Origin of the sequence: Gimesia chilikensis (assembly GCF_007744075.1) — a bacterium.
Lineage (GTDB): Bacteria > Planctomycetota > Planctomycetia > Planctomycetales > Planctomycetaceae > Gimesia > Gimesia chilikensis_A.
Genome location: NZ_CP036266.1, coordinates 5,528,428 through 5,553,239, shown reverse-complemented (window position 1 = coordinate 5,553,239; position 24,812 = coordinate 5,528,428). Strand labels below are relative to the sequence as shown.

At 50.5% G+C, this 24,812-nt stretch carries 1 protein-coding gene (running past one end of the window); it reads left to right on the top strand.

The window, feature by feature from the left end; all coding sequences use genetic code 11:
* Positions 1–24,812: the 3' portion of a Calx-beta domain-containing protein gene (locus HG66A1_RS21000; RefSeq protein WP_145188547.1), read on the top strand. It extends 15,892 nt beyond the left edge of the window; 24,812 of the gene's 40,704 nt are visible here — the last part of the coding sequence; the start codon falls outside the window, past its left edge; it ends in the stop codon at positions 24,810–24,812.

Genomic DNA, 24,812 nt, shown 5'->3' with positions numbered 1-24,812 from the left:
ATGGTGATGCCGGGCATTCTACGACATCTGGAGAGTGGGGCACCTTTACTTCATCCACTCCGTACTATCAGGGAGACTCTCTGTACGTAACTTCTGGATCGTATCCCGATCTCTCTTCAACCTGGGAATTCAGTGATCTGGTTTCCGGCACCTACCGCGTCTCTGCATTCTGGAGAACCGGTGCCAACCGGGCGACGAATACGGAATATACTGTCTCTGGAATTGAAGGAGGCCCAAGTACTCAAATCGTCAATCAGCAAAACCGTTCGGCTGATGTGACTGATGCGGGCTTTGACTGGCAGGATCTGGGCTATTACACGGTGGACGCCAATGGCACTATTACCGTTACCCTGACCAATGAACTGCCTGATGGTTTAGTGCTGGTTGATGCCATCCGACTTGAAAAAGTAGGAAGTCCTGTTTCGGTAAACGACATCACAGTCAATGAAGATGCTGGAACGGCCACATTCACCGTCACCCTGGGAGATGATGTTCAGGGAGGTTTGAGTATCGACTGGTCCACCGCCGACGGTACGGCAACCGCCGGGGCCGATTATGCCGCGGGCTCTGGAACCTTGAACTTCACGGGAACCGCTGGAGAAACTCAGACGATCACAATTGCTCTCACAGATGAATACGTGATCGAATCAGACGAAACCTTCTTCGTCAATCTGAGCAACCTGGTCACGAGTGGTAATGTCACTCTGACAGACGGACAAGGGATGGCAACCATCGTCGATGATGACGTGCGTGTCACCATTGACGGTACTGCCGCCGCAGATGATTTCCAGATTCAGATGAACGCAGATGGTGTCACACTGGAGGTCTGGAACGGTGCGTCGCTCGTATTCTCAGACCTGCTGACCAATGTGACGGAGCTCAATCTCAACGGTGGCGCCGGCATGGATACCTTCACTCTCAATCTGAGTAACGGTCTGCCGTTCCCCGTAAGCGTCATCAACTTCGATGGCGAGGCCGATGGTGGCGCGATCATCCTGGAGCCGGGCAGCTATGCAGGCACGATCTCGAATGTGACTCACTCGCTGATCAGCGATACCGTGGGAACTATTTCAGTCGATGGTGAAATCATCAACTATACGAATACTGCGTCGCTGACCGATTCATTGTTCGTAACTACCCGGGTATTCGACTTTCTGGGTGCTACTGAGACAATTACGGTTTCCGATGATGGAACAGCCGCCGATGGTCTCTCGCTGATTGATTCCACTCTGGGGGCAGCAGTTGCATATGTGAGCAGCGGAGCCGTGATGCTCAATGCCAATGCGGGGTCCGGAGCCGATGCGTTCAATGTGACAGGGCTCGACAGCCTGAATACAGGCGATCTCACAATCACCGGTGGTAGTGATGATGATGTCACCTTCCAGACCGGGGTCACAGAGATGAATTCTGGTGATCTCAATGTGACCGCGCAGACAATTACGGTCGCTAGCGGAATCAGTTCGACCAGTGGAAATGTTTCGCTGACTGCGATCCGGAATATCGTGCTGAGTGACGGCAGCAGCCTGACGACCGTCGATGGGGATATGACGCTGCTGGCCAATGCTGGTGGAGCGACAGCCGGGAATTATGCGGGTATCGAAATTAATAACGCATCTATTTCAACGACAGGCAGCGGGAATGTGCAACTTACTGGATATGGCCGAGATGATTCCGGGGATGGAAGGCGTTATGGTATTGACCTGCATTCAAACTCAAGTATTTCATCATCGAGTATCGGAACGATTACACTGAATGGTACGGGGGGCGACAGTGGCTATGAAGAATATGGAGTCAATATCGCCAATGCAACAATAACCAGTATCTCGGGTGATATTTTATTGATTGGCCAGGGAGGTGACGGCAGCGGTGGATCAAATCAGGGAATTCATATTGAAAATGGCAGCCTGATCTCCTCGACAGGAACTGGGGCCGATGCTGCTTCGATCGACATACAGGGGACTTCCGGGATCGGTTCGAACTGGAGTTATGGCGTACTCATCAGAGACAGTGCAACCCAAATATCAACAATCGATGGTGAGATCCAGATTTCAGGAGAGGGAGCAGCGACATCTTCCGGAACTGGATATAGCGGCGTTGTCGTAGATGGCTCACAAATCTTCTCAACAGGAACAGGAGCTTATGCAGGTTCGATAACTGTAAATGGAACGGGGGGGACTGCCGATTCAAATAATTTTGGGATCTTCCTGGCGAATGGTGCTGAGATGACCAGCGTGGATGGCAATATTTCATTGACTGGTCAGGGAGGAAACGCGACGGGAACAGGTAATCTCGGTGTATATGTCTCCAACGGAAGTGAAATTTCTTCTACCGGCCTGGGGAACGGGGCTGCTGTGATCACGATCAATGGCACTGCAGGGACCGGGTCTGCCTACAACACTGGCATTAACATGGAGAACTCTTCTCTGACCAGTGTCGATGGTGCGATTTCATTAACGGGACAAGGGGGAACTGGTTCAGATATCGCCAACTTTGGCGTGAATACTTTTAACTCTGTCATTTCATCAACAGGTGTTGGCTCGAATGCTGCGACAATTATGATCGATGGTACGGCTGGAAGCAGTTCCGGTTTTGCGGTAGGAGTGAAATTTGATCAGAGTACAAACATAGTCACAAGCGTTGATGGCGATATTACGATTACAGGGCGGGGAGGTAGTGCCTCCGGAGGAAGTAATTTTGGTGTGAATTTATCGGACGCCGAAATTTCCTCAACGGGAACTGGATCCGATGCAGCCAATATTACAGTGCATGGAACGGGGGGAACCGGTGGGGCCAACAATTATGGCGTTCTGCTCACAGGGGTCAGCCAGGAGGCGGAGGTCAGTAGTATTGCTGGCGACATCAACCTGATTTCAGACGATGATGTCGTTTTAGCTGATTCCATGAGCGTGAATTCACAGTCGGGAGATATTACGATTCTTGCGGATGCAGCCGTGGGCAATCATTACGCAATTATCAGTATTGCCAATGGAGTTACCGTTGATGCTGGTAGTGGAAGTATTGATCTGGATGCAGAGGGTTATATTTTCCTGACCGGGTTGGAGACGTCGGGAACGGTTACTGTCGACACTGTCTACGGTGCCATCATTGATACGGGGGATCAGCGACCGGATGTGGTTGCTGGAACGGCGAGTCTGAATGCATATATTTCAGTTGGAGAGAGTGGAAATCCGCTGGAAGCGCACGCTGTGAATCTCTCCGGCAGTGGTACGACAGGTGGTTTCTACGTCAATAACTCGATTTATAAACGTATTATTGATAACGGCGATGCTGGTTTCAGTCAGACCGGTTCCTGGATCTACAACAGCGGTAATCCGGCCTTCTATCAGGGAGACTATGCATACGTGGCCGGCGTTGGCGGCACCGGCGCGAATTCTTCGACCTGGGCGTTCAGTAGTCTTCCCGCGGGGACCTATCGTATCTCCGGTTCGTGGGTGCCTGAACCGAATGGAGGCGCGACAAACATGCCGCTCACCATATCGGGTGTCGAAGGGGGGGATGTATCACTGTCGGTGAATCAGCAGGTTCTGCAGCACGACGTGTATGACGATGGGTTTTACTGGCAGGACCTGGGCTATTACACGGTCGACAGTAACGGACAGATTACCATCACGATCTCTGACGATCAGGCTAACGGTTATGTGCTGGCTGAAGCGTACCGTGTCGAACGCGTGCACAGCCTGCTGTCTGTGGGTGATGTGACAGTCGACGAAGATGCCGGCATCGCGACATTCACCGTGACATCCAGTGGAGCAACCGGAAACGCCTTTACCGTGGATTACGCGACTGCTGACGGGACAGCCGTCGCCGGTTCTGATTATACGGCGACCAGCGGCACTCTGAACTTCACTGGTACCGCAGGAGAGACGCAGACTGTGACTGTTGCTCTCAATAACGACCTGGTTTCGGAAGCGTCGGAAAACTTTTATCTGAATCTGTTTAATCTTCAGGCCAGTGGCGTCGTCAATATTCAATATGCCAATTCACAAGCTGTCGGATCGATCAATGCCAGTGACCGCATTACGTTTAATGGTACCGCGGGCGCTGATGACTATCTGCTACAGATGAATGCCGACGGTGTGATACTGGAACTGTGGGAGAACAGCACCCTCGTGTATACGGGGCTGTTGAGCGACTACAGCGAAGTGATCATTAACGGCGGTGCCGGTCTCGATACGTTGACAATCGATTTGAGTAACGGACTGCCTTTCCCCCTGGAAAATATTTATTTCGATGGCGAGGCCGATGGTGGCGCGATCATCCTGGAGCCGGGCAGCTATGCAGGCACGATCTCGAATGTGACTCACTCGCTGATCAGCGATACCGCGGGAAGTATTTCAATCGATGGCGAAATCATCAACTATACGAATACTGCGTCGCTGACTGATTCACTGTCTGCAACAAATCGGGTATTCGACTTCCTGGGCGCATCAGAGACGATTACGGTTTCCGATGATGGAGCCGCCGCCGATGGTCTGTCGCTGATTGATTCCACTCTGGGGGCAGCAGTTGCATATGTGAGCAGCGGAGCCGTGATGCTCAATGCCAATGCGGGGTCCGGGGCCGATACGTTCAATGTGACAGGGCTCGACAGCCTGAATACAGGCGATCTCACAATCACCGGTGGCAGTGATGATGATGTCACGTTCCAGACCGGGGTCACAGATATGAATTCAGGTGATCTGAATGTGACCGTGCAGACAATTACGGTCGCGAGCGGAATCAGTTCGACGAGTGGAAATGTTTCGCTGACTGCAATCCGAAATATCGTGCTGAGTGATGGCAGCAGCCTGACGACCGTCGATGGGGATATGACGCTGCTGGCCAATGCTGGTGGAGCGACAGTTGGGGAGTTTATTGGAATCGAAGCAGACAATGCGATGATTCTGTCGACCGGGAATGGAAACATTTCACTGACGGGGCACGGTGGAGCTGGAACTGGTGAGCAGAAAACAGGTGTTTATATCGATAATGGATCCATCAGTTCTACAGGTTCTGGAGCAAATGCAGGAACAATCAGCCTGACTGGTACGGGGGGCAACGGTTCCAGTTTTAATCGTGGTGTGTTCATTTATCAGGCAGATGTGACCAGTGTCGATGGAGATATTTCATTCACCGGAACCGGTGGGGGAAGTTATACATCGGACGAGCAACAGAACCATGGTGTCAATCTCCATGAATCCACTGTGACCTCAACTGGAACTGGTGCCAATGCTGCCAGAATTACGGTCAACGGAACAGGAGGCGCTGGCCTGGACAGCAATGTGGCAGCGTATCTATTTTTTACTGACATTACGAGTGTCGATGGTGCGATCTCGCTGACTGGAACTGGGGCCGGTACTGTTGGAAGTCACAATTATGGTTTAATCTTACAGGGAGGTTCAGTTGAATCGACGGGGACGGGAACGGAAGCAGCATCGATTACTGTGGATGGTACTGGCGGTACAGGAGTGGGGTACAATTTCGGTACTTTCCTTGTCGGTGGAACCCTGATCACGAGTATCGATGGGAATATCTCACTCTCCGGACAGGGGGGAAATGGTTCAGGTGACGGCAATATTGGCACATACCTGGAAAGTGGCAGTGAAATCTACTCGACTGGAACGGGCACAGATGCTGCTACGATTACCATTACCGGTACCAGCGGCTCAAGTAACTATCTGGGTTTTGGTATCAAAATTACGGCTGACTCCATTTTGAGCAGTGTCGATGGTGACATCCTGGTTCAGGGTATCGCCGGTAATGGATCTGGGGATTTAAATACCGGTTTAGACATCAATGGAGCAGACATCATATCTTCCGGCGAGGGAACTGATGCAGCTACGATTACGTTAGCAGGAACCGGGGGATCAGGAACAAACAGTGCGAGAGGGGTTAACCTGCAGAACTCTTCTGTCACGAGTATTTATGGTGATATTACGCTGACTGGTCAGGGAGGTGCTGCCAGCGGTGACAGCAATATCGGGGTGAATATTCAGAACACAACAGTCACTTCCACAGGTCTGGGCACCAACGCTGCGAAAATTAACATCGCTGGAACTGGTGGCACAGGTAATAACTGGAAGTACGGGGTGAATGTCAGTGACGCTTTATCGAATGTGTCCAGTGTGGATGGTGCAATTACGATTGTCTCACAGGATGACTTCATTCTCAGCTTTGGGGCCGCTATTCATTCCATCACAGGTGATATTTCAGTAACGGCAGATGCGGCAGCGGGAAATAATAACAAGTATTTCCTGATGACCGAAGATACAGTCATCAATGCCGGTAGTGGTTCAATCTACCTGTTTAATGACAGCCACATATATCTCACAGGAGTAATTACTACAGGTCTTGTGACAGCAGTATCGTCTTCCGCATCAATTCAGGATAGTGGCGATCACAATTATGATATCGTTGCCGGCTCTACCTCGTTTTATGCGGCTGTATCGGTAGGTACCAGTGGAAATCCACTTGAGGCTCACGTCGTCAATCTATCCGGGAATTCCTCTGGTGGTGGTTTCTATGTCAACAATTCGGTGTATAAATGGATTATGGATGATGAGGATCCCGGTTTTTCACTCACCGGACCGAACTGGGTTGATCATAATGTTGGCGGAATACAATATAATCAGGATGATGCTTATTATCTGGATCCTGGAGCCCATGCTGGAGAATCAGCCAGCTGGAACTTTGATAATTTAGTACCCGGAATTTATCGCATTTCCGGGTACTGGGTTCCTCACGCTAACCGGGCAACGAACACCACGGTCACTGTTTCCGGCATTTCCGGTGGTCCGATCTCTCAGACGATTAATCAGCAATACCTGTCGGCCAGTCTCAGTGATGAGGGTAAAAACTGGCAGGACATTGGCTTTTACCATGTCGATGAAAACGGCGCCATCACAGTAACCTTCACAAATGAGAATGCCGATGGTTATGTGATTGCAGATGCGATGCGGATTGAGAGAGTCACACTGGTGACGGTGGGGGATGTTACGGTCGATGAAGATGCTGGCACAGCCACATTTACTGTCACATCACATGGTCCTGCAGGTGGAGCGTTCTCAGTCGATTATGCGACAGCCAACGGAACAGCGATCGCAGGTTCCGACTATACCGCTACCAGCGGGACCTTAAATTTTACGGGATCGACAGCCGGAGAGACTCAGACCGTTACAGTAAACCTGACTGGAGATAATACAGTCGAACTGGATGAGAGTATGTTTCTCAACATTTCGAATATCCAGGCGAGTGGTGTAGCCAATGTCATGATTGTCGACTCCCAGGGGACCGGCATCATCACGAATGATGACACGACAACCATGTCCCTGGTCAATCCGGTCGTGGCAGAATATGAGGGGGACAGCGGGACTACAAACTATACCTTCGAGTTGCAGTTCACCAATCCACTGGATCGGGAAATTTATATCTGGTCGCGGGCGACTGATTCGACGGCTACGGAGGCCGATGGAGATTTTCCATATCCCGCTAGTGGTTATTTCGCCACACTGGCTGCAGGAGCGACTTCGGTAACAATTCCATTTACGATCAATGGCGATACGAAGCTGGAAGATACAGAATTTTTCAATTATGCCTTCCCGCGCAGCAGCATCTTCAGTGATCTGGGGACTCTGACTCAGCTTGAGGCAGGTTATTTAGACAGCATCATCTTTGCGGGGGCCGACCAGGGAACTCTCTGGGGGCAGGGGGCAATTCTGAATGACGACTTCGTGCAGATTATCGATGATGGCGATTCCGGCTTTTCTTTGAATGGTTCTAACTGGGTTTATCATCCAGTACCCAGTAGTCCTTACTATGGTGATGACAGTTATTATCTACCTCCCGCTTCAGCTTCGGGTAATACTGCCAGTTGGCAGTTCAGTAACCTGCCTGCGGGGACGTATCGCATTTCTGGTTACTGGCAGACTGATCCTAACCGGGCAACCAATACGCAGGTGACCGTGTCTGGTATTGTAGGCGGGGACATGACACAGACCGTCAGTCAGCAAACCCTCTCTGCGGATGTCAGTGATGGTGGCGTGGACTGGCAGGATCTGGGCTATTTCACAGTGGACGAGAATGGAACGATTACCGTTACGATGGCTAATGAGAATGCCGACGGGTACGTGATTGCCGATGCGATGCGTATTGAACGTGTCAGCCTGGTGACTGTGTCTGATGTGATAGTGGATGAAGATGCTGGAACGGCTACCGTAACCTTAACGGCAACCAATGTGATGGGTTCTGCTTTCTCCGTTGATTATTCCACCATCGATGGTACCGCTCTCGCCGGTTCGGATTACACCTCGACCAGCGGAACTGTGAATTTCAGTGGGACCATTCCTGACGAAGTTCAGACGGTTACATTCGCGCTGACAGAGGACGCGATTGTTGAAGCAGGCGAAACGGTACTGGTGAACCTGAGTGTCGGCAGTCAGTCTGTTGGGCTTTCACAGTCACAGGTCACGGTGACAATTGCTGATAATGACAGTGCCACACTTACGGTTGAAGACGTCGTCGTCAATGAAGATGCGGGGACAGCGACATTCACGGTTACCCTGGACGAGGCGGTACAAGGAGGTCTACAGGTAGACTGGTTGACCGCCGACGGTACCGCGATCGCAGGCAGTGATTATACGGCTGGTTCCGGCACATTGACCTTCGCCGGTAATGCAGGAGAAACACAGACCATTACCGTGACGTTAACCGATGATCTGATCGTCGAGACAGATGAGACCTTCCTGGTCAATCTGACAAATCTCCAGGCGGCCAGCCCGAACGTTTCATTCATTGAGAATCAGGCGACAGCCACAATCATTGATGAAGATACGGCGGGCCTCTCGATAGCCAACGTGACCGTTGATGAGAATGCGGGAACGGCGACATTGACGGTTACTCTTGATGCCGAAGTGGAGGGGGGCGTGAGTGTCGACTGGTCAACTGCGGATGGAACCGCTCAGGCGGGCACCGATTATACTGCCGGGGCCGGAACGCTTACTTTTACCGGTACAGCTGGTGAAACACAGAGCATTACCATCACGCTGACAGATGACAGTGTCGTCGAGCTTACGGAATCCGTGCTGGTGTCGCTGAGTAATTTAGTTGCCTTCAATGGAGTGGCTGTGGTTCAAGACCAGGCAACTGCTTTCATTCGCAATGATGACAGTCTGGTGATCAATGAGGATTCCCCCGAAAAGTCCGTTTACCTGACAGGGATCGTGGCGAGTGTCAGTGGTGCTCAAGTTCAGACCGTCACTGCTGCGAGTGATAATCATACACTGGTTCCCGACCCTGTGGTCAGTTACGTTGCTGGAAACACGACAGGGATTCTCCGATTCACTCCCCATCCCGATCAGCATGGATCGGCAACGATCACCATTACAGTGACGGATGATTTGAGTGTCGAAAGCACACATACCTTTACACTGGTGGTTAATCCCGTCAACGACGATCCGACGGTGACCGCTCCGGTGCTTTCGATCATTACTGAAAACGATAACAGTTACAGCCTGAATTTACTGTCAGGGGCCGCTGATGTCGATCTGACAGACACACTGAGTGTGGCTGGTTTGACCCTGGTGAGTGGCGACGCCTCCGGGATCACCGATAACGGGACGACCCTGGGCGTAGATCCGAGTGTCTATAACAGTCTGGCTGCCGGTGAAACAGAGGTCATTACATACAATTACAATATCGTAGATGGTAATGGCGGAGTGGTGGCTCAGACGTTGACGATTACCATTATCGGGATTAATGACACTCCCACGGTAAGTGCTGCATTGACTTCAGCGGTTTCAGAGGACGACGGAGCCTACAGCCTGGATCTGTTGACGGGCGCTGCTGATGTGGATCTGTCAGATACCCTGAGTGTCAGTGGTCTGACGCTGGTGAGTGGTGACGCTTCCGGGATCACCGATAACGGGACAAGTCTGGGCATTGATCCGAGTGCGTACAACAGTCTGGCGGTCGGCGAGACGGAAGTTGTTACGTACAGTTACAACGTAATTGATGGTAACGGCGGAGTCGTTGCTCAGAGTGTGACGATCACCGTGACGGGGGTGAATGATGCTCCGACTGTGAGTGCCGCTGTGACTTCTGAAGTGACTGAGGATGCTGGCAGTTTCAGTCTGGATCTGTTGACCGGCGCTGCTGATGTCGATTTGTCTGATATCTTAAGTGTCAGTGGTCTGACACTGGTGAGTGGTGACGCTTCCGGGATCACCGATAACGGGACAAGTCTGGGCGTTGATCCGAGTGCTTATAACAGTCTGGCAGTCGGTGAAACCGAAGTGATCACATTTAGCTACAATGTGGTTGATGGGAATGGAGGTGTGGTCGCTCAGAGTGTGACGATCACCGTGACGGGCGTGAATGATGCTCCGACCGTGAGTGCTGCTGTGACTTCTGAAGTGACTGAAGATGCAGGCGGCTTCAGCCTGAATCTGCTGACGAACGCCTCTGATGTGGATCTGTCAGATACCCTGAGTGTCAGTGAGCTGACACTGGTGAGTGGTGATGCTTCCGGGATTACCGATAACGGGACGAGCCTGGGCATCGATCCGAGTGCCTATAACAGTCTGGCGGTCGGTGAAACCGAAGTGATCACCTTTAGCTACAATGTGGTTGATGGTAACGGCGGAGTCGTTGCTCAGAGTGTGACGATTACCGTGACGGGGGTGAATGATACTCCCATCGTGAGTGCTGCTGTGACTTCTGAAGTGACTGAAGATGCAGGCAGTTTCAGTCTGGATCTATTGACGAACGCCTCTGATGTGGATCTGTCTGATATCTTAAGTGTCAGTGGTCTGACGCTGGTGAGTGGTGATGCCTCCGGGATCACCGATAACGGGACGAGTCTGGGCGTCGATCCGAGTGCCTATAACAGTCTGGCGGTCGGTGAAACTGAAGTGATTACCTATAGCTACAATGTGGTTGATGGGAACGGTGGTGTGGTCGCTCAGAGTGTGACGATCACCGTGACGGGGGTGAATGATGCTCCCATCGTGAGTGCCGCTGTGACTTCCAATGTGACAGAAAATGACAGTGCTTATACGCTTGATCTGTTAACGGGGGCCAGTGACTTTGATGCCAGTGATACATTGACTGTAAGTGGTCTCACACTGCTGAGTGGAGATGCGACGGGTATTACTGTGAATGCAACTTCACTTGACATCGATCCGTCAGCTTACGCAGAGCTGACTCAGGATGAATCTGAAGTGATCACTTACAGTTATAATGTGATCGATGGTCACGGCGGTATTGTGACTCAGACCGCGACGATCACAATTATCGGGATCAATGGAGCTCCTGTGGCAGAACCGGATGAATTCTCCACTACGGAATCTGATTCTGTCGGAGGGAGTCTTCTGGCAGATAACGGAAATGGAGTGGACAGTGATCCTGATCTCTATGACAGCATTGCAGTCACTGCCGTCAATGACAACCAGGCAAATGTTGCGAATACGATCAGTCTGGGCTCTGGTGCTCTGCTCACTGTCAATGCGAATGGAACATTCAGTTATGATCCCAATGGTGCATACGAGTGGCTGGCTGCAGGTGAATCAGCCACGGAAACCTTTACTTATACGATCGCTGATCTTGATGGAGAGACAGCTTCCGCTACGGTTACGATCACCATTACGGGCTTAAACGATACGCCTGTTGTGTCTGGTGCGGTTACGAATGATGCGACGACGGAAGATGACAGCAGTTTCAGTCTGGATCTGTTAACGGAGGCCAGTGATGCGGATGCGAGCGATGTACTCGGCGTGAGTGGCCTGACACTGGTCAGCGGTGATGCCTCCGGGATCACCGATAACGGGACGAGCCTGGGTATTGATCCGAGTGCGTACAACAGTCTGGCCGTCGGTGAAACAGCAGTCATCACCTATAGCTATAGCGTGACAGACGGTAATGGTGGTGTGGTTGCGCAAACCGCGGTGATTACGATTACGGGGGTGAATGATGCCCCAATAGTGACGGCAGCCGGTTTGACTGTGACTGAAGATGATGGCAGCACCAGCCTGGATCTGTTTACTAACGCCAGTGATGTCGATCTGAGCGATACACTCAGTATTACGGATCTGACTTATGTCAGCGGTGACAACTCCGGTATTACTGAGAACGGAACGAGCCTGGGCATCGATCCGAGTGCTTATAACAGTCTGGCAGCCGGGGAAACGGCGGTCATCGTCTACAGCTATAATGTGACCGATGGTAACGGTGGTGTAGTTGCCCAGACGGCGACGATTACCGTGACCGGTGTGAACGATAGTCCCGTTGTGGGAGCGGCGGTAACCAACGACGCGACGACGGAAGATGATGGCAGTTTCAGTCTGGATTTGTTGACGGGGGCCAGTGACGCGGATACGAGCGATGTGCTCGGCGTGAGTGGGCTGACGCTGGTCAGTGGAGATGCCTCCGGGATCACCGATAACGGAACGAGTCTGGGCATCGATCCGAGTGCCTACAACAGTCTGGCCGTCGGTGAAACAGCAGTCATCACCTATAGCTATAGCGTGACAGACGGTAATGGTGGTGTGGTCGCGCAGACCGCGGTGATTACGATTACGGGCGTCAATGATGCACCTGAAGTGACAGCAGCCGGTTTGACTGTGACTGAAGATGATGGCAGCACAAGCCTGGATCTGTTTACTAACGCCAGCGATGTGGATCTGAGTGATTTACTCAGTATTACGGATCTGACTTATGTCAGCGGTAACAACTCCGGTATTACTGAGAACGGAACGAGCCTGGGCATCGATCCGAGTGCTTATAACAGTCTGGCCGCCGGTGAAACAGCAGTCATCATCTACAGCTATAATGTGACGGATGGAAACGGTGGTGTGGTTGCCCAGACGGCGACGATTACCGTGACCGGCGTGAACGACTCACCCGTTGTGGGGGCGGTGGTAACCAACGACGCGACGACGGAAGATGATGGCAGTTTCAGTCTCGATCTGTTGACGGGTGCCAGTGATGCGGATACGAGTGATGTGCTCGGCGTGAGTAGTCTGACGCTGGTCAGTGGAGATACCTCCGGGATTACCGAGAACGGAACAAGTCTGGGTATCGATCCGAGTGCCTACAACAGTCTGGCCGCCGGGGAAACGGCAGTTATCACTTATAACTATAATGTGACAGACGGTAATGGTGGTGTGACGGCGCAGACCGCGGTGATCACGATTACCGGCGTGAATGACGTACCGATCGTGAGTGGGAACGTTATTTCCAATGTAACCGAAGATGACAGCAACTTTAGCCTGGATCTACTGGAAAACGCCAGTGACACTGATCTCTCGGACAATCTGGGGGTCAGCGGTCTGACGCTGGTGAGTGGTGATGATTCCGGGGTTACTGATAACGGAACCAGCCTGGGGATTGATCTGAGTGCCTATCAGAGTCTGGCGGCTGGCGAATCGGCGGTCATTACCTTTAACTACAATGTGATTGATGGTAATGGTGGCGTCGTTGCCCAGACCGCAGTGATTACGATTACCGGCGTCAACGATGCACCGACAGTAAGCTCGGTCAATGCTGAGGCGATGGAGGATGGGGCCGCTGTCTCAATTGATGTGCTGGCAGCCGATATCGACAGTGATGACGATGCGAGTTCGCTGGTCTATGCAGTGTCATCCGATCCAAGTGAAGGCACCGTTGTCTCTGAAGGAAATGGAATCTTCACTTTTGATCCCGGAACCGATTTCCAGGATCTGGCAGCAGGACAGACCCGGCAGGTGCAGTTTACTTACTCGGTCACTGATTCACATAACGCCGTCAGTACTGAAACGGTGACTGTGACCGTGACCGGGATCGATGTTTATCTTTCCATCGATGACATTACCGTGAATGAAGCTGCTGGAGTGGCCGTCTTTACTGTAACGCTGAGCAACAGCGTGAACGGTGGCGTGTCAGTAAACTGGTCAACTTCTGACGATACCGCCTTTGATGTCAGTGACTTCAGTGCTGATGCGGACGTACTCAGTTTTGTTGGCAATGCCGGTGAAACGCAGACGATCACTATTACCTTGACCGAAGATATGACTGTCGAAGCGGTCGAGCAATTCCTGGTTAATCTCAGTAATGCACAGGCGACAGGTCAGAATGTTTTGATTGCGGATGGTCAGGGAGTTGCCACTATTGTGGATAATCTGCCACCTGAAATCGATGAACTGAGCCTGGCTCTCGATACAGGGACACCGGGAGATCTGATTACGGCATATCCGGTACTGACGGGAAGTCTGTCCGATGCTGATCAAACTGAAAGCAGCTATCAGATTCAGATTGATTATAACAATGACGGTATCTCTGATCTTTCACTTACAACCGACGAACTCTTCACGATTGATCTGGGAGACTATCTTCCCGATGGCGAAGTGACTGTGCAGGTGAGAGCGGGTGAGTGGGAACCACTGCTCAATGCAGATATTTATGGTGGCTGGACTGCCCTGACGTTTACGTACGACTCGGTCCTCAATGAAGCGACTCCGTTTATTTCTGGTCTGACGCTTGCCAATGACACTGATACGCCCGGGGATTTGATTTCCTCAGACGCAACGGTTACAGGTCAGATCATCGATGACGGGACAAACAGTGAATATCTGCTGCAGATCGATCTTGATAATGATGGCAGCGTCGATGTCAACGTACCACAAGTCGTGGGGGAACAGTTTACTTATGATCTCGGGGCAAAAATCGGTGCCGGGGTTCACACCATCGGTGTACGAGCCCTCGGTCTCCCTGCAGAAGATTCCGGGTATATCTATGGTGTCTGGTCCACGCTGACGTTCACTTATGATGTGCCGCTTGAGGTCAATGCGAGTATCGACGGTCTCGAACTGGTTGATGATACGGGAATTGATGATGATCAAATCACAATCGATCCGGAATTGACGGGCACTGTTACCACGACTGAAGATTATGCTGATTTTACAGTGGAAATTGATTTTCAGAATGACGGCAGTGTCGAAACAACTACGAGCCTGGATCAAAACGGAAGCTTCTCGTTTAATCCGACCGCTTCCATCTCGGCCGGGCAAAATACCGTTGCTGTCCGACTGGTTGATGATATAACGGGAGCCGTTGGAGACTGGACGACAATTTCCTTTGAACTGTTCGACTTGCCTGTATACACGTTGTCAAATGAGTCAGTCCAGATCTCACAAGATACTCTTGCGGAGATACCGATTGTTGCGACGGCAGAATATCGTGATCATATCTCGGTTGAAATTATCACGCAGCCGCTACATGGGAATGTTACGAATACAACAAATGAAGATCTGACCAGAACATTTACCTATACGCCGGATGAGAATTACACAGGCACAGATACGCTAACATATTCCGTTACGGATGTGCTGGGTAATACGACCACGGCGACGATTACATTTACGATGTTCGCTAACGAAGCTCCGACAACTGTCGCAGATGAAGTAGAGGCGTATGGGGATGAACCGCTCACAATCAATGTATTGGAGAACGATTCTGATGCGGATACCGATACTTTTAGTCTGATTTCTGTCTCTGATCCCCTGTTTGGAACGCTGGAAATCGAGCCGGCAGGTTCCGATCCAGGCACCATCATTTACACCGCGAATGTATACTTTGTGGGACAGGAAACTCTGACATATACCATCGAAGACGAACATGGAAGGACGACAACAGGTACACTGATAATTCATATCACTCAGCGACCCGATCCGGAAATTACGGATTTTGGATTACTGAATGATACCGAATATTCTGGGGATATGATTACCGAAGACGCGAGTGTGCGCGGGCGGGTGACATCAACACGGGACCTGGCATATGTCCGTATTGAAATCGACTATGATGGTGACGAAATCGCGGATGTGACGACTGAGATCAATGTCACAGAAATAGACTCGTTTAGATACGATACAGGGCAGGATCTGGCTTATGGAGAGATTAGTCTCTCGGCCCGTGCTGTTGAAGTCGATGCAAACGGAGAAGTGATCAACACCGGTGTCTGGAATACATTATCCTTTGAATATGTAGAAGAACACGATCCCTATGTTCCGCCGGAAGAAATCGATCCGAATGCTGCCGTCATTACAGAATTCTCAGCTGATGTTGTGACGACAGCTGCCGTCAATCTGATCGGTCAGGTGACGAATACCAATGGAGGTGACGAACCCGAAATCGAATTCGATTTTGATGGTGACCTGCAAGTGGATGCAACCACTACGGTCACTTCTGGTGCATTCAGCCAGCAATACACAACCGAAATTGGATATGGAGAGGTCATCATCCTGGCGCGTACCAAAGACTGGGATAGCGTTAATCTGGAATACATTTATGGTGAATGGGAAGATATCACCATCACACGCGACGCACCGTTGAATGATCCCCCTGTCGTCGCGCAGCTCGCTCTGCTGGAAGATACTGAGATCGATGGTGACGGCATTACATCCAATCCTGCACTGACGGGGACGGTCACGAATTCTGATGGTTCTGTCGATGGCCTGCTGGTGGAGTACGATGTCAATGAAGACCAGTTCGTAGATGGATCATTTTATACTACTGATACCGGAACCGGTTCATTTACGATCCCACTCGCACCAAGCGAAATCTCTGAAGGCGAAAACACGATCGCTGTGCGTGTCAGCGAATGGGATGCTAATATCGGTGATTATGTCTTCAGTAGCTGGGTGACATTGACATTTACCTATGAGCCTCCGGCGGATCCATTGCCCGGTTTTGAGACGATTCAGTTAATCAACGATACCGACACACCCGATGACAAGATTACATCGGATCCGCGTATTTCCGCCATTGTAACCGGCGATCTTTCTGCGTATGAAGAAACGTCGGTCGGGATTGATCTCGACCAGGATGGTGTCGTCGATGTGACTGTGGATACGATTGACCCTCTGACCTCTGAGGTGATTATCGACCTGACAGAGGAACTGACACTGTCTGGGACTTATGTGGTTCTGATGCAGTTCAACGGTTGGGATGAAGATACCGCCACGGAGACGCTGGGAGAGTGGTTTGAATACGAATTTACCTTCGAAGCCGTCGATCCTGGTGTGCCGGAAATTCTGAATCTGGATCTGGCGAACGATACCGGTACTCCCGCTGATAACATCACCACAGATCCGACTCTGTCTGGAACGGTGGCCTATTCGACTGAGCTGATGGATCAGGTTCTGGTTGAGTATGACCTTGACGCAGACGGAGTGGTGGATGGCACCGTCTTCACCAACGATGACGGCAGTGGCTCATTCGAACTGGACTTTACCGGTCAGAGTCTGGAGTACGGCAGTCAGACGATTTCGGTTCGTGCAGGCATCTGGGATCTGAGCATACTCGATTTTGAATATGGCGAGTGGGCCTCGATCACTTTTACCTACGAAGAAGATCAGACTGTCGATGCTCTGCCGGAGGTTACTGCACTGGCTCTGGTTGAGGACACCGGCACAGACGGTGACGGCATCACCAGCAGTGTGATTATTTCCGGAGTTGTGACCGATGCCGACACTGATGTCCTGGCGATGCCTCTCGAGTATGATATCGATGGAGATGGCAATGCCGAGGGGACCACGTATACCGATGCCAGTGGCAACGGAGATTTCCTGGTTAACCTTCAGCCCTATCTGACTGGAAATGACAGCTATACGGTACAGTTCCGAGCCGGACAGTGGAATGAAGCAGAAAGTAACTATAAATTCGGAAGCTGGAGTTCCATTACTTTCACCTACGAGCAGGAGATTTATGAAGACCTGGATGGCAGTGAAGATACCGGGCAGGGAGGAGAGTCTCCTTTCACTCCCGGTGAGCAGGATCATGCCACATTCTATACAGACGATATTGAGCTGGCACACACGTATGAGTCCGAATCTGCCAAAACTGAGGGGACTTACTATGCCGACTATAATCAGACCGGTGCAATGGTTATCGATGCGACGTTACTTGCTTCAATTGGTGATGTAGACACAAACACAACGACTCCTTTCACCGATACTGTGACCACCACAGATGCGGAAGGTAACATTACCGAAGTTGTGACTGAGCTGTTAACTACAACGATTGTCTTTGGAATAGAAACGGTCGATGGGGAATGGTATCGTTTCGAAAGCGTTGTCTCAGAATATGAAGTGTCAACCACTTATACCGCCGTTGATGGGGCAGGATATTACCTCGTGCAGGCAGGTACTTATGGCTATACCATCGAAGCCTATGGTTACAATGGTAACGCGGTCTATCAGGTTGATGAGTTCCGTACGGACGAATTTGTCAACGAACAATGGACGGCTGCTGAACCGGAAACGATCCATACGAATGTCGGAGAACAGGGATATTCGATCAGTTATGATGGTTATCAGAAGGTCAATCAGGATGGCGTAATTAAAGCCGGCAGTACTTTTGTTGATTCACAGCTGTCTGAAGCGAGCCTGTTTGTTTCGGCAGGATTGGCTGCCCCCGTTGTATCCGGCGTGGATTATACCAGTACCGAAACCGGAACACGAACTTACAGTACTTATACAGCGAATGGTTCGACAGGAGATACAGTGGCCGATGACGGTCTGTGGTCTCTCAGCAATTCGGCTTCCAGTTTTACTGATGCGAATGGTGACACAACCACGACGGTGACGTTTGATTATTCAAACTCGGTCATCACGCCAATCTATGAGGCAGTGAATGTCAATGAAACCATCACGAACACGGTTGACGGCGTAACGAAATCAGAAACTGTCAATCATATCAGTATTCTGACGGGTACAAAAACAGATATTTATTCGGCCAGCGGCGCGATGACGACCTATGCAGACGCGACGACATCATCGCAGGTGACGCATACGCAGAGTCATCTCATGTCTGATACTTACATTCTGGATCTGACTCGTTCGAACAGTGTTATCGATAACAGTTCAGCGAACGGTCAGACCACCTTCTCTTCTAATTCGAATGTCAGTGTCAATCGGACCCGCAACTTCCTGGAAACCCTGAGTAGCACAACCAATACAGACCGTTTTGGTGTTGTCGACTTTACCGGCACGATCGGCGGCTACAACAATACAACTACCTTCATTGATGTGACCAGTGGCTCGAACCTGCAAGGTGTTTACAACACGGCTGACACGACATCAAGCTTTGGTGGAACCAGTTCCGGGATGGCACATGAAACCGCAACGATCAATCTGAGCTTCAGTGGGACTTTTGATCCCGGATTTACAAATGTTGATACCGCGCGCACATTGAATGAGGTTCATAATGGGACAATCATGTGGAATACCAGTGCTGACAGTTTCCGGGAGCATGATTCAACCGTAGACGATGTCAATAGCTACTCGCTGTTGGAGAGCAATACCTCCAGTTCCGGAAACAATGATTACTCGACAATGTTGATTGTGCATGAGAGCAGTGTGGACGGCGTGATCACCGGTTCTGGCTCGCTGACCACCACCAGCCTGGGAGGGGGGACATCGACCTACGACCATTCTACCAGTTCCTCGTTCACGACACCGACCAGCATATCGACCGCGAGTAGCTACTCCAATGGGGCTGCCATCTACAAAACAACTGCCAACGGGCAGGGCACTATTACCAATGGAGTTCTCGATTATACCCTGGGGACGACATTCACCATCTCCGTTCAGGATGCGGGCTCGTTCGCCTATGGATCCTCTTCCGGATATACCTATGTCTCTCCTGCAGGAGATCCGGTCAGCCATACCGTAGACCGGGGAAGCAAGAATGATACCACTGGGAAATACACGGTGTCTGTTGTGGGGACGACACATATCGTCGGCGGTTCACAGACCAGTTCCAGTTCAACGGACTATAACGAAGCAGCTGATCTTACCTGGAGCAGTCACACGGATACCAGAACCGAAATCAATGAGCCAGGAGGAGAAGGGGAAACGAACTATTACCTCAATGAGACTGCAATCAGTGATGCTGGAAAAGGTAAATATGAGCTTGAGACCTATTCCACGACGGGAGAAAATGCGACCCCGATTGAAGTGGATTACAGTGAAGATGGCCAGGGAACATCTTCTGCTTTGAGTTATGTTGTTCGCCGCAAGGATTTGAGCCGGACCGACTTCCAGGGAGTGACAACTAATGGAACTTCTGAATCGACAGAAACTCGAACTGTCGGCACCTTCTATACCTATGAGGCGAGCGATAATTATGTGGGTGAAACAGGAACTTACTCACAATCGACAACAGAAGATACCACCATTTATGAGACTGTTGATAAAATTAATAATTCACAAACGACAGGGACGACAGCCACCACTGTGGGTGCGACGGCCGTCGATCAGCAGCAGTATAGTTCGCGGGATTATGTCTCCCATGAATGGACACTGACCTACATACAGCAGTGGGATACGAAATCTGGTTCCTATAATTCTGGTGGTGGAACCAGTACTGCCGAGTCATTCGAGAGTATCGATATCAATTCAGGCTGGTCGAGTACCGATGAAAAAACACAGGAGACCCTGACTTCCAACGGAAACAACTATTACGCGCGTGATTATAACCATTCACTCAGCACACTCGGCGGATCACTCATTTCGAACGATGTGGTGTATAGGTCTGACACGGGTACGATATCCTATGGGACTTCTGATCTGACGAAAACACGCGATTACTATGCCGACGTCGAGAAAGATCTCACCGATGAGCGTAATGCGAATGGCGTGGTATTGTCCGGGACTATTCGTAATTCGAATTCGGTTTCCGGAGAAATCGAGCGTCTTTATTCCGAGTACGAGACTGTCCAGATTATAGGTGGGGCTACGACGAACTGGTCGACAGAGGACTATTCTTTACAGGGCCTCAGTTCTAACCAGAGTATGACTCACAAGTCCAAAGTGCTCGACCCGGATAACGAAGAGGAAACGACGGCCTATCGTACAAACGTAGTGGACTATACGACTACGGCGAACAGCAGGTTCGATCGCTTTGCCAATGGCACTTCCAGTTCCTATTCTAACTATTACTCATCTTATTTTGGTGATGGAGACGAATTCGACGAATCGATTAAAAAATCGAAAGTGACCGTCGATGATCACGGACTCATGACCACTACCGAAAAGAAAACGCATGAGTTTTATGAAAAGAACGATGTCAAAACCAGTGGCTATTATTCACTGGAAACAACAATCTCCGTTGCCGGTGATACCACGAAAAATGTCTATCAGTACGACACCTATTCCAGTGCCGATAACTGGTTCAATAAGAGTTCTACCAAAATCAATAAATCGGGGACTTTGAACAACCCCGCATCGCCGATCAACGGTCTGGAGATTACGGGCTTCCAATCTGAGAGTCGGGATGAAGAAGAGGGTACCGGCAGTGTTTACAATTCGAACACCAGTCAGAATCAGACCACGAACGGGAATACCGTCGGCACCTCAAGCAGTATCGCATACAAGTCCTGGATGGAAGATCGGTTTAAGTACTACGATTCGGAGGTGAATTATAATCAGTCATCTGCTGATCCCCAGGCTGGAGTTGTGCATACAAAAGTGTATGAGAAGAAGCATAATGAAGCCCGGGAATTCGAAACCGGTTCAGAGCAAACCCTGACCGACACCAATGCCCAGGGGCAGACGAAAACTCAGATTTTCGAAGGGTCGGAGCTGCATCCGGGTAGGTTGACTGGGAATTCGCAGCTCTATGAGTATTCCAAGAAGGAAGAAACATATGTCAGAGGTCAGGGGCACAGTGAAAGCAAAATTACTGAAGAGGTCAAGACCGGTACATCTTCCTTTAGTGTGGAAAGCTTCCGTGAGCATGAAACAGACTACGATGGTACCATTACGATTCTGGGAGGAGGTGAGGGGGAATCATCGTCGGATTATACGACGATCTCAGATACAATTTATTCAGATGTGAATTATGATGCCCAGTTCTCAAAAGAAATCGACAATTGGTTAACTCGTACTGTTTCCAAGCATAAGAATGTATTCAGTAACGAAAAAACATCTGCATCAGTCAGTTATCAGTTAGATCAAAACGATCAGAAGGTCTGGGCTGGTTCTAAGACAAACAATATCAAGACCATCATCAATGGTGATACATCGAATCGACTGCATACGCCGGGCAGTAAACTCGTCTCGGGACCGCCTGTTGATACTGATGGCAATGGCTGGGTGGAATATCATACCCTGGAGAAGTCAGATGGAACGGATACCACTTATTTTCGATTATTTACATCTGACGAAACCTACGAGATGCTGGCGGGGGGCAATTTTAATCTGCTGGATGATCAGGAGTATCTGGAAGTAAAGACCACCTCGATGTCCGGGAAATATGAAAAACGGACTTCGAAAGAGACTCAGAATCATTCTAATCGTAAAACCTATGTGAATATTGAGTCGATCAATTCCGATCCGGCAACGGGTAAGGAATCGTCCGAGATCGTGCGGGCCGATGGTACCGTATCCCGCACGAACAGCAATGTGAAACAACCTGCTTCAAACACTTATTCTAAAGAAGTGATTACCAATTACACTTCAGGCATTTCGGAATATCATGACGAGACTTCACGCTCGGTTTACAAAAACTCTGAAATCCTCGATGAGGAATACGATGCGCTGGGCGCACTGGTTTCCGCCAAGATCTCCTTCGAGCATGAGTCTGATTTCTTAAAGTCAGTCGTCGATTACCGAATTGTCCCCTTGATGACTGATAATTACGGGCCCGATTCGAGTAACTATGGCAGTCAGCCTGAATTTTTTGTCGACTCCGAAACTGCTTCTTCCAGCGAGTGGGTTCGATCTTACATACAGCATGATAATTATCGATCGAATCAGGAGTGGGATGACAATGCCCAGATTCTCACCGTAACTACGGAAGAATTACATTCTCTGCTCTATGATTATTATTTCACGTCTGAAGCCTTTTTCATGGTGACCGGAGGCAGCTTCTCTCACAACGGGTACGCAACCGTGGAGCAGGAGGCTGGTGGAATATTTCGTTCGCAGGGAACTGCCGAGTATACCGTCGATGCAAACGGTAACGTTCTGAATTCCACTTTATCGGGTGATGTGAGTGTCGATTTTGTGGAAACGCTGAATGGGGAGGATCATCGAGCCGGTACGTATGACTGGATCTCTTATGACTTCGACGAGAACATGAATCCGGTCCAGGTTCTGACGCCGATGTCCTATACCAGTGAGAATTATTACGAAGCTGAACGGAGCTATCTCGGGGCGTATGACATCACTACCGGAAATACGAACGACCTGATTGAAACGCTGCTCATTCTGGTCAACGAAGGGACGATTGTCCAGAATCCGAATCCTTTCGACCCTGGTCTGAATGTGCCGATTGATTACGGGATCTTTGATATAGTCGGCGTCGGTTATTTTGGTGCGATTGGATTTGGGGATCCAGGTACCGAGACAGAAAATTTCAAGTTTCTCGCCAGCGGCCAGGGAATTACCTCGTTGATGTCAATTCAAATGGCTGCTGACAGCCATTCGAATTTCCCGGAGATCGATGATTATATCAACGACCTGCATCCGACCTGGCAACATGTAATCAACTCGGAAATTGAGAATCTGGTCAACGAATTCAGAGCATTCGGGCAGTCCGTCGCCGACGACTGGGATGCAGGACGGTTTGAAGACTACATTACGGGACGAGTCAATGGGTTCATCAAGGCAGCCTGGCCATTTCCGAACCTGATCCCAGTATCAACCTGGTCGCCTCCGTATGGAAATCAGGATGCATTCGATGAGGGGTATCAGGAAGGATACGTCGATGGCATTATCTTCAGGGTCGGTGCAGAAATCACCCTGGCGGTCGTCTCGGGTGGGCTTTCGACTGCAGGGCGCCTTGCTTATGCATCCTATACGGTGGCCACTGCATCAGACGGACTCTTTGGCGCTTATGAACAATATGAACGGGATGGCGAACTCTCTACTGAATCGATTGTGAATATCGGGTTTTCGCTGCTGGATCTGGGTAGCGTGCGTGGCATTATGAAGGGGGCAGGGAATGTGTCGAAGGTGGCACAGGCACCTAATCCCGGAGGCTGTTTCGTTGCCGACACGCTGGTGGTTGTCCCTGCAGAACTGCAAACAGAACCGGAGTTCGCAGGGATTCTCCCCGATTCCGAACTCAGTGCGGAATGGAATCTCTCCATTGTCTTCCTGGCGGCCCTGTCGATCCCCGTCGGTCTGACCGGTTTCGGACTGCTTGAGAAGAAGAAGCGGAAACAGCAGTTACCCGTCTCACAGCTGGACGAACTGTTTATCGAGAACGATTTCAAAGAACTCTGGCATCCCCAGATCGATTTCACCCGGAAAGCCGGCTCTCCCTATGGTCTGATTCAGCGTGCCACCGACCATGCAGGACGGACAGAACCGGGGCCGCTGCTGGCTGTCCCTCGTGCACAGAGCAGAGATCAGCGGGCCGATGGTTTGCCTCGGCAGAGCGAATCATTGACCTCAGCGACAAAAGTCAAACCATCTGCGAAACGGAAAACGAAATCGCGGCTGTCCGGCGGGTTGAGCCTGGTTGGTCTACTGTGTCTGCTCGGTTCGCTGTTACTTTCCGGCAGCCTGTTCTGGCTGGCAGGTGCGGAAGCACAACAGGAGCAGCCTGTTGCTCTTGCTTCTTCAGTAACCCCATTCCAGGCATCAGAGGAGAAAGCGGTTGGGGATCAGCTCATCAGCCAGCTCAAACTCGGGGAAGGAATCATGAGATCAAATCCGATGCATGAGGAGGCAAAGGCAGAATTGCCAGCTTCTGATGCGGATGTGAATGACAGCATGGAAATGAAATCGTTTAGCAGGTTTCATTTCAAGCAATTTAATCGACTACCGTGA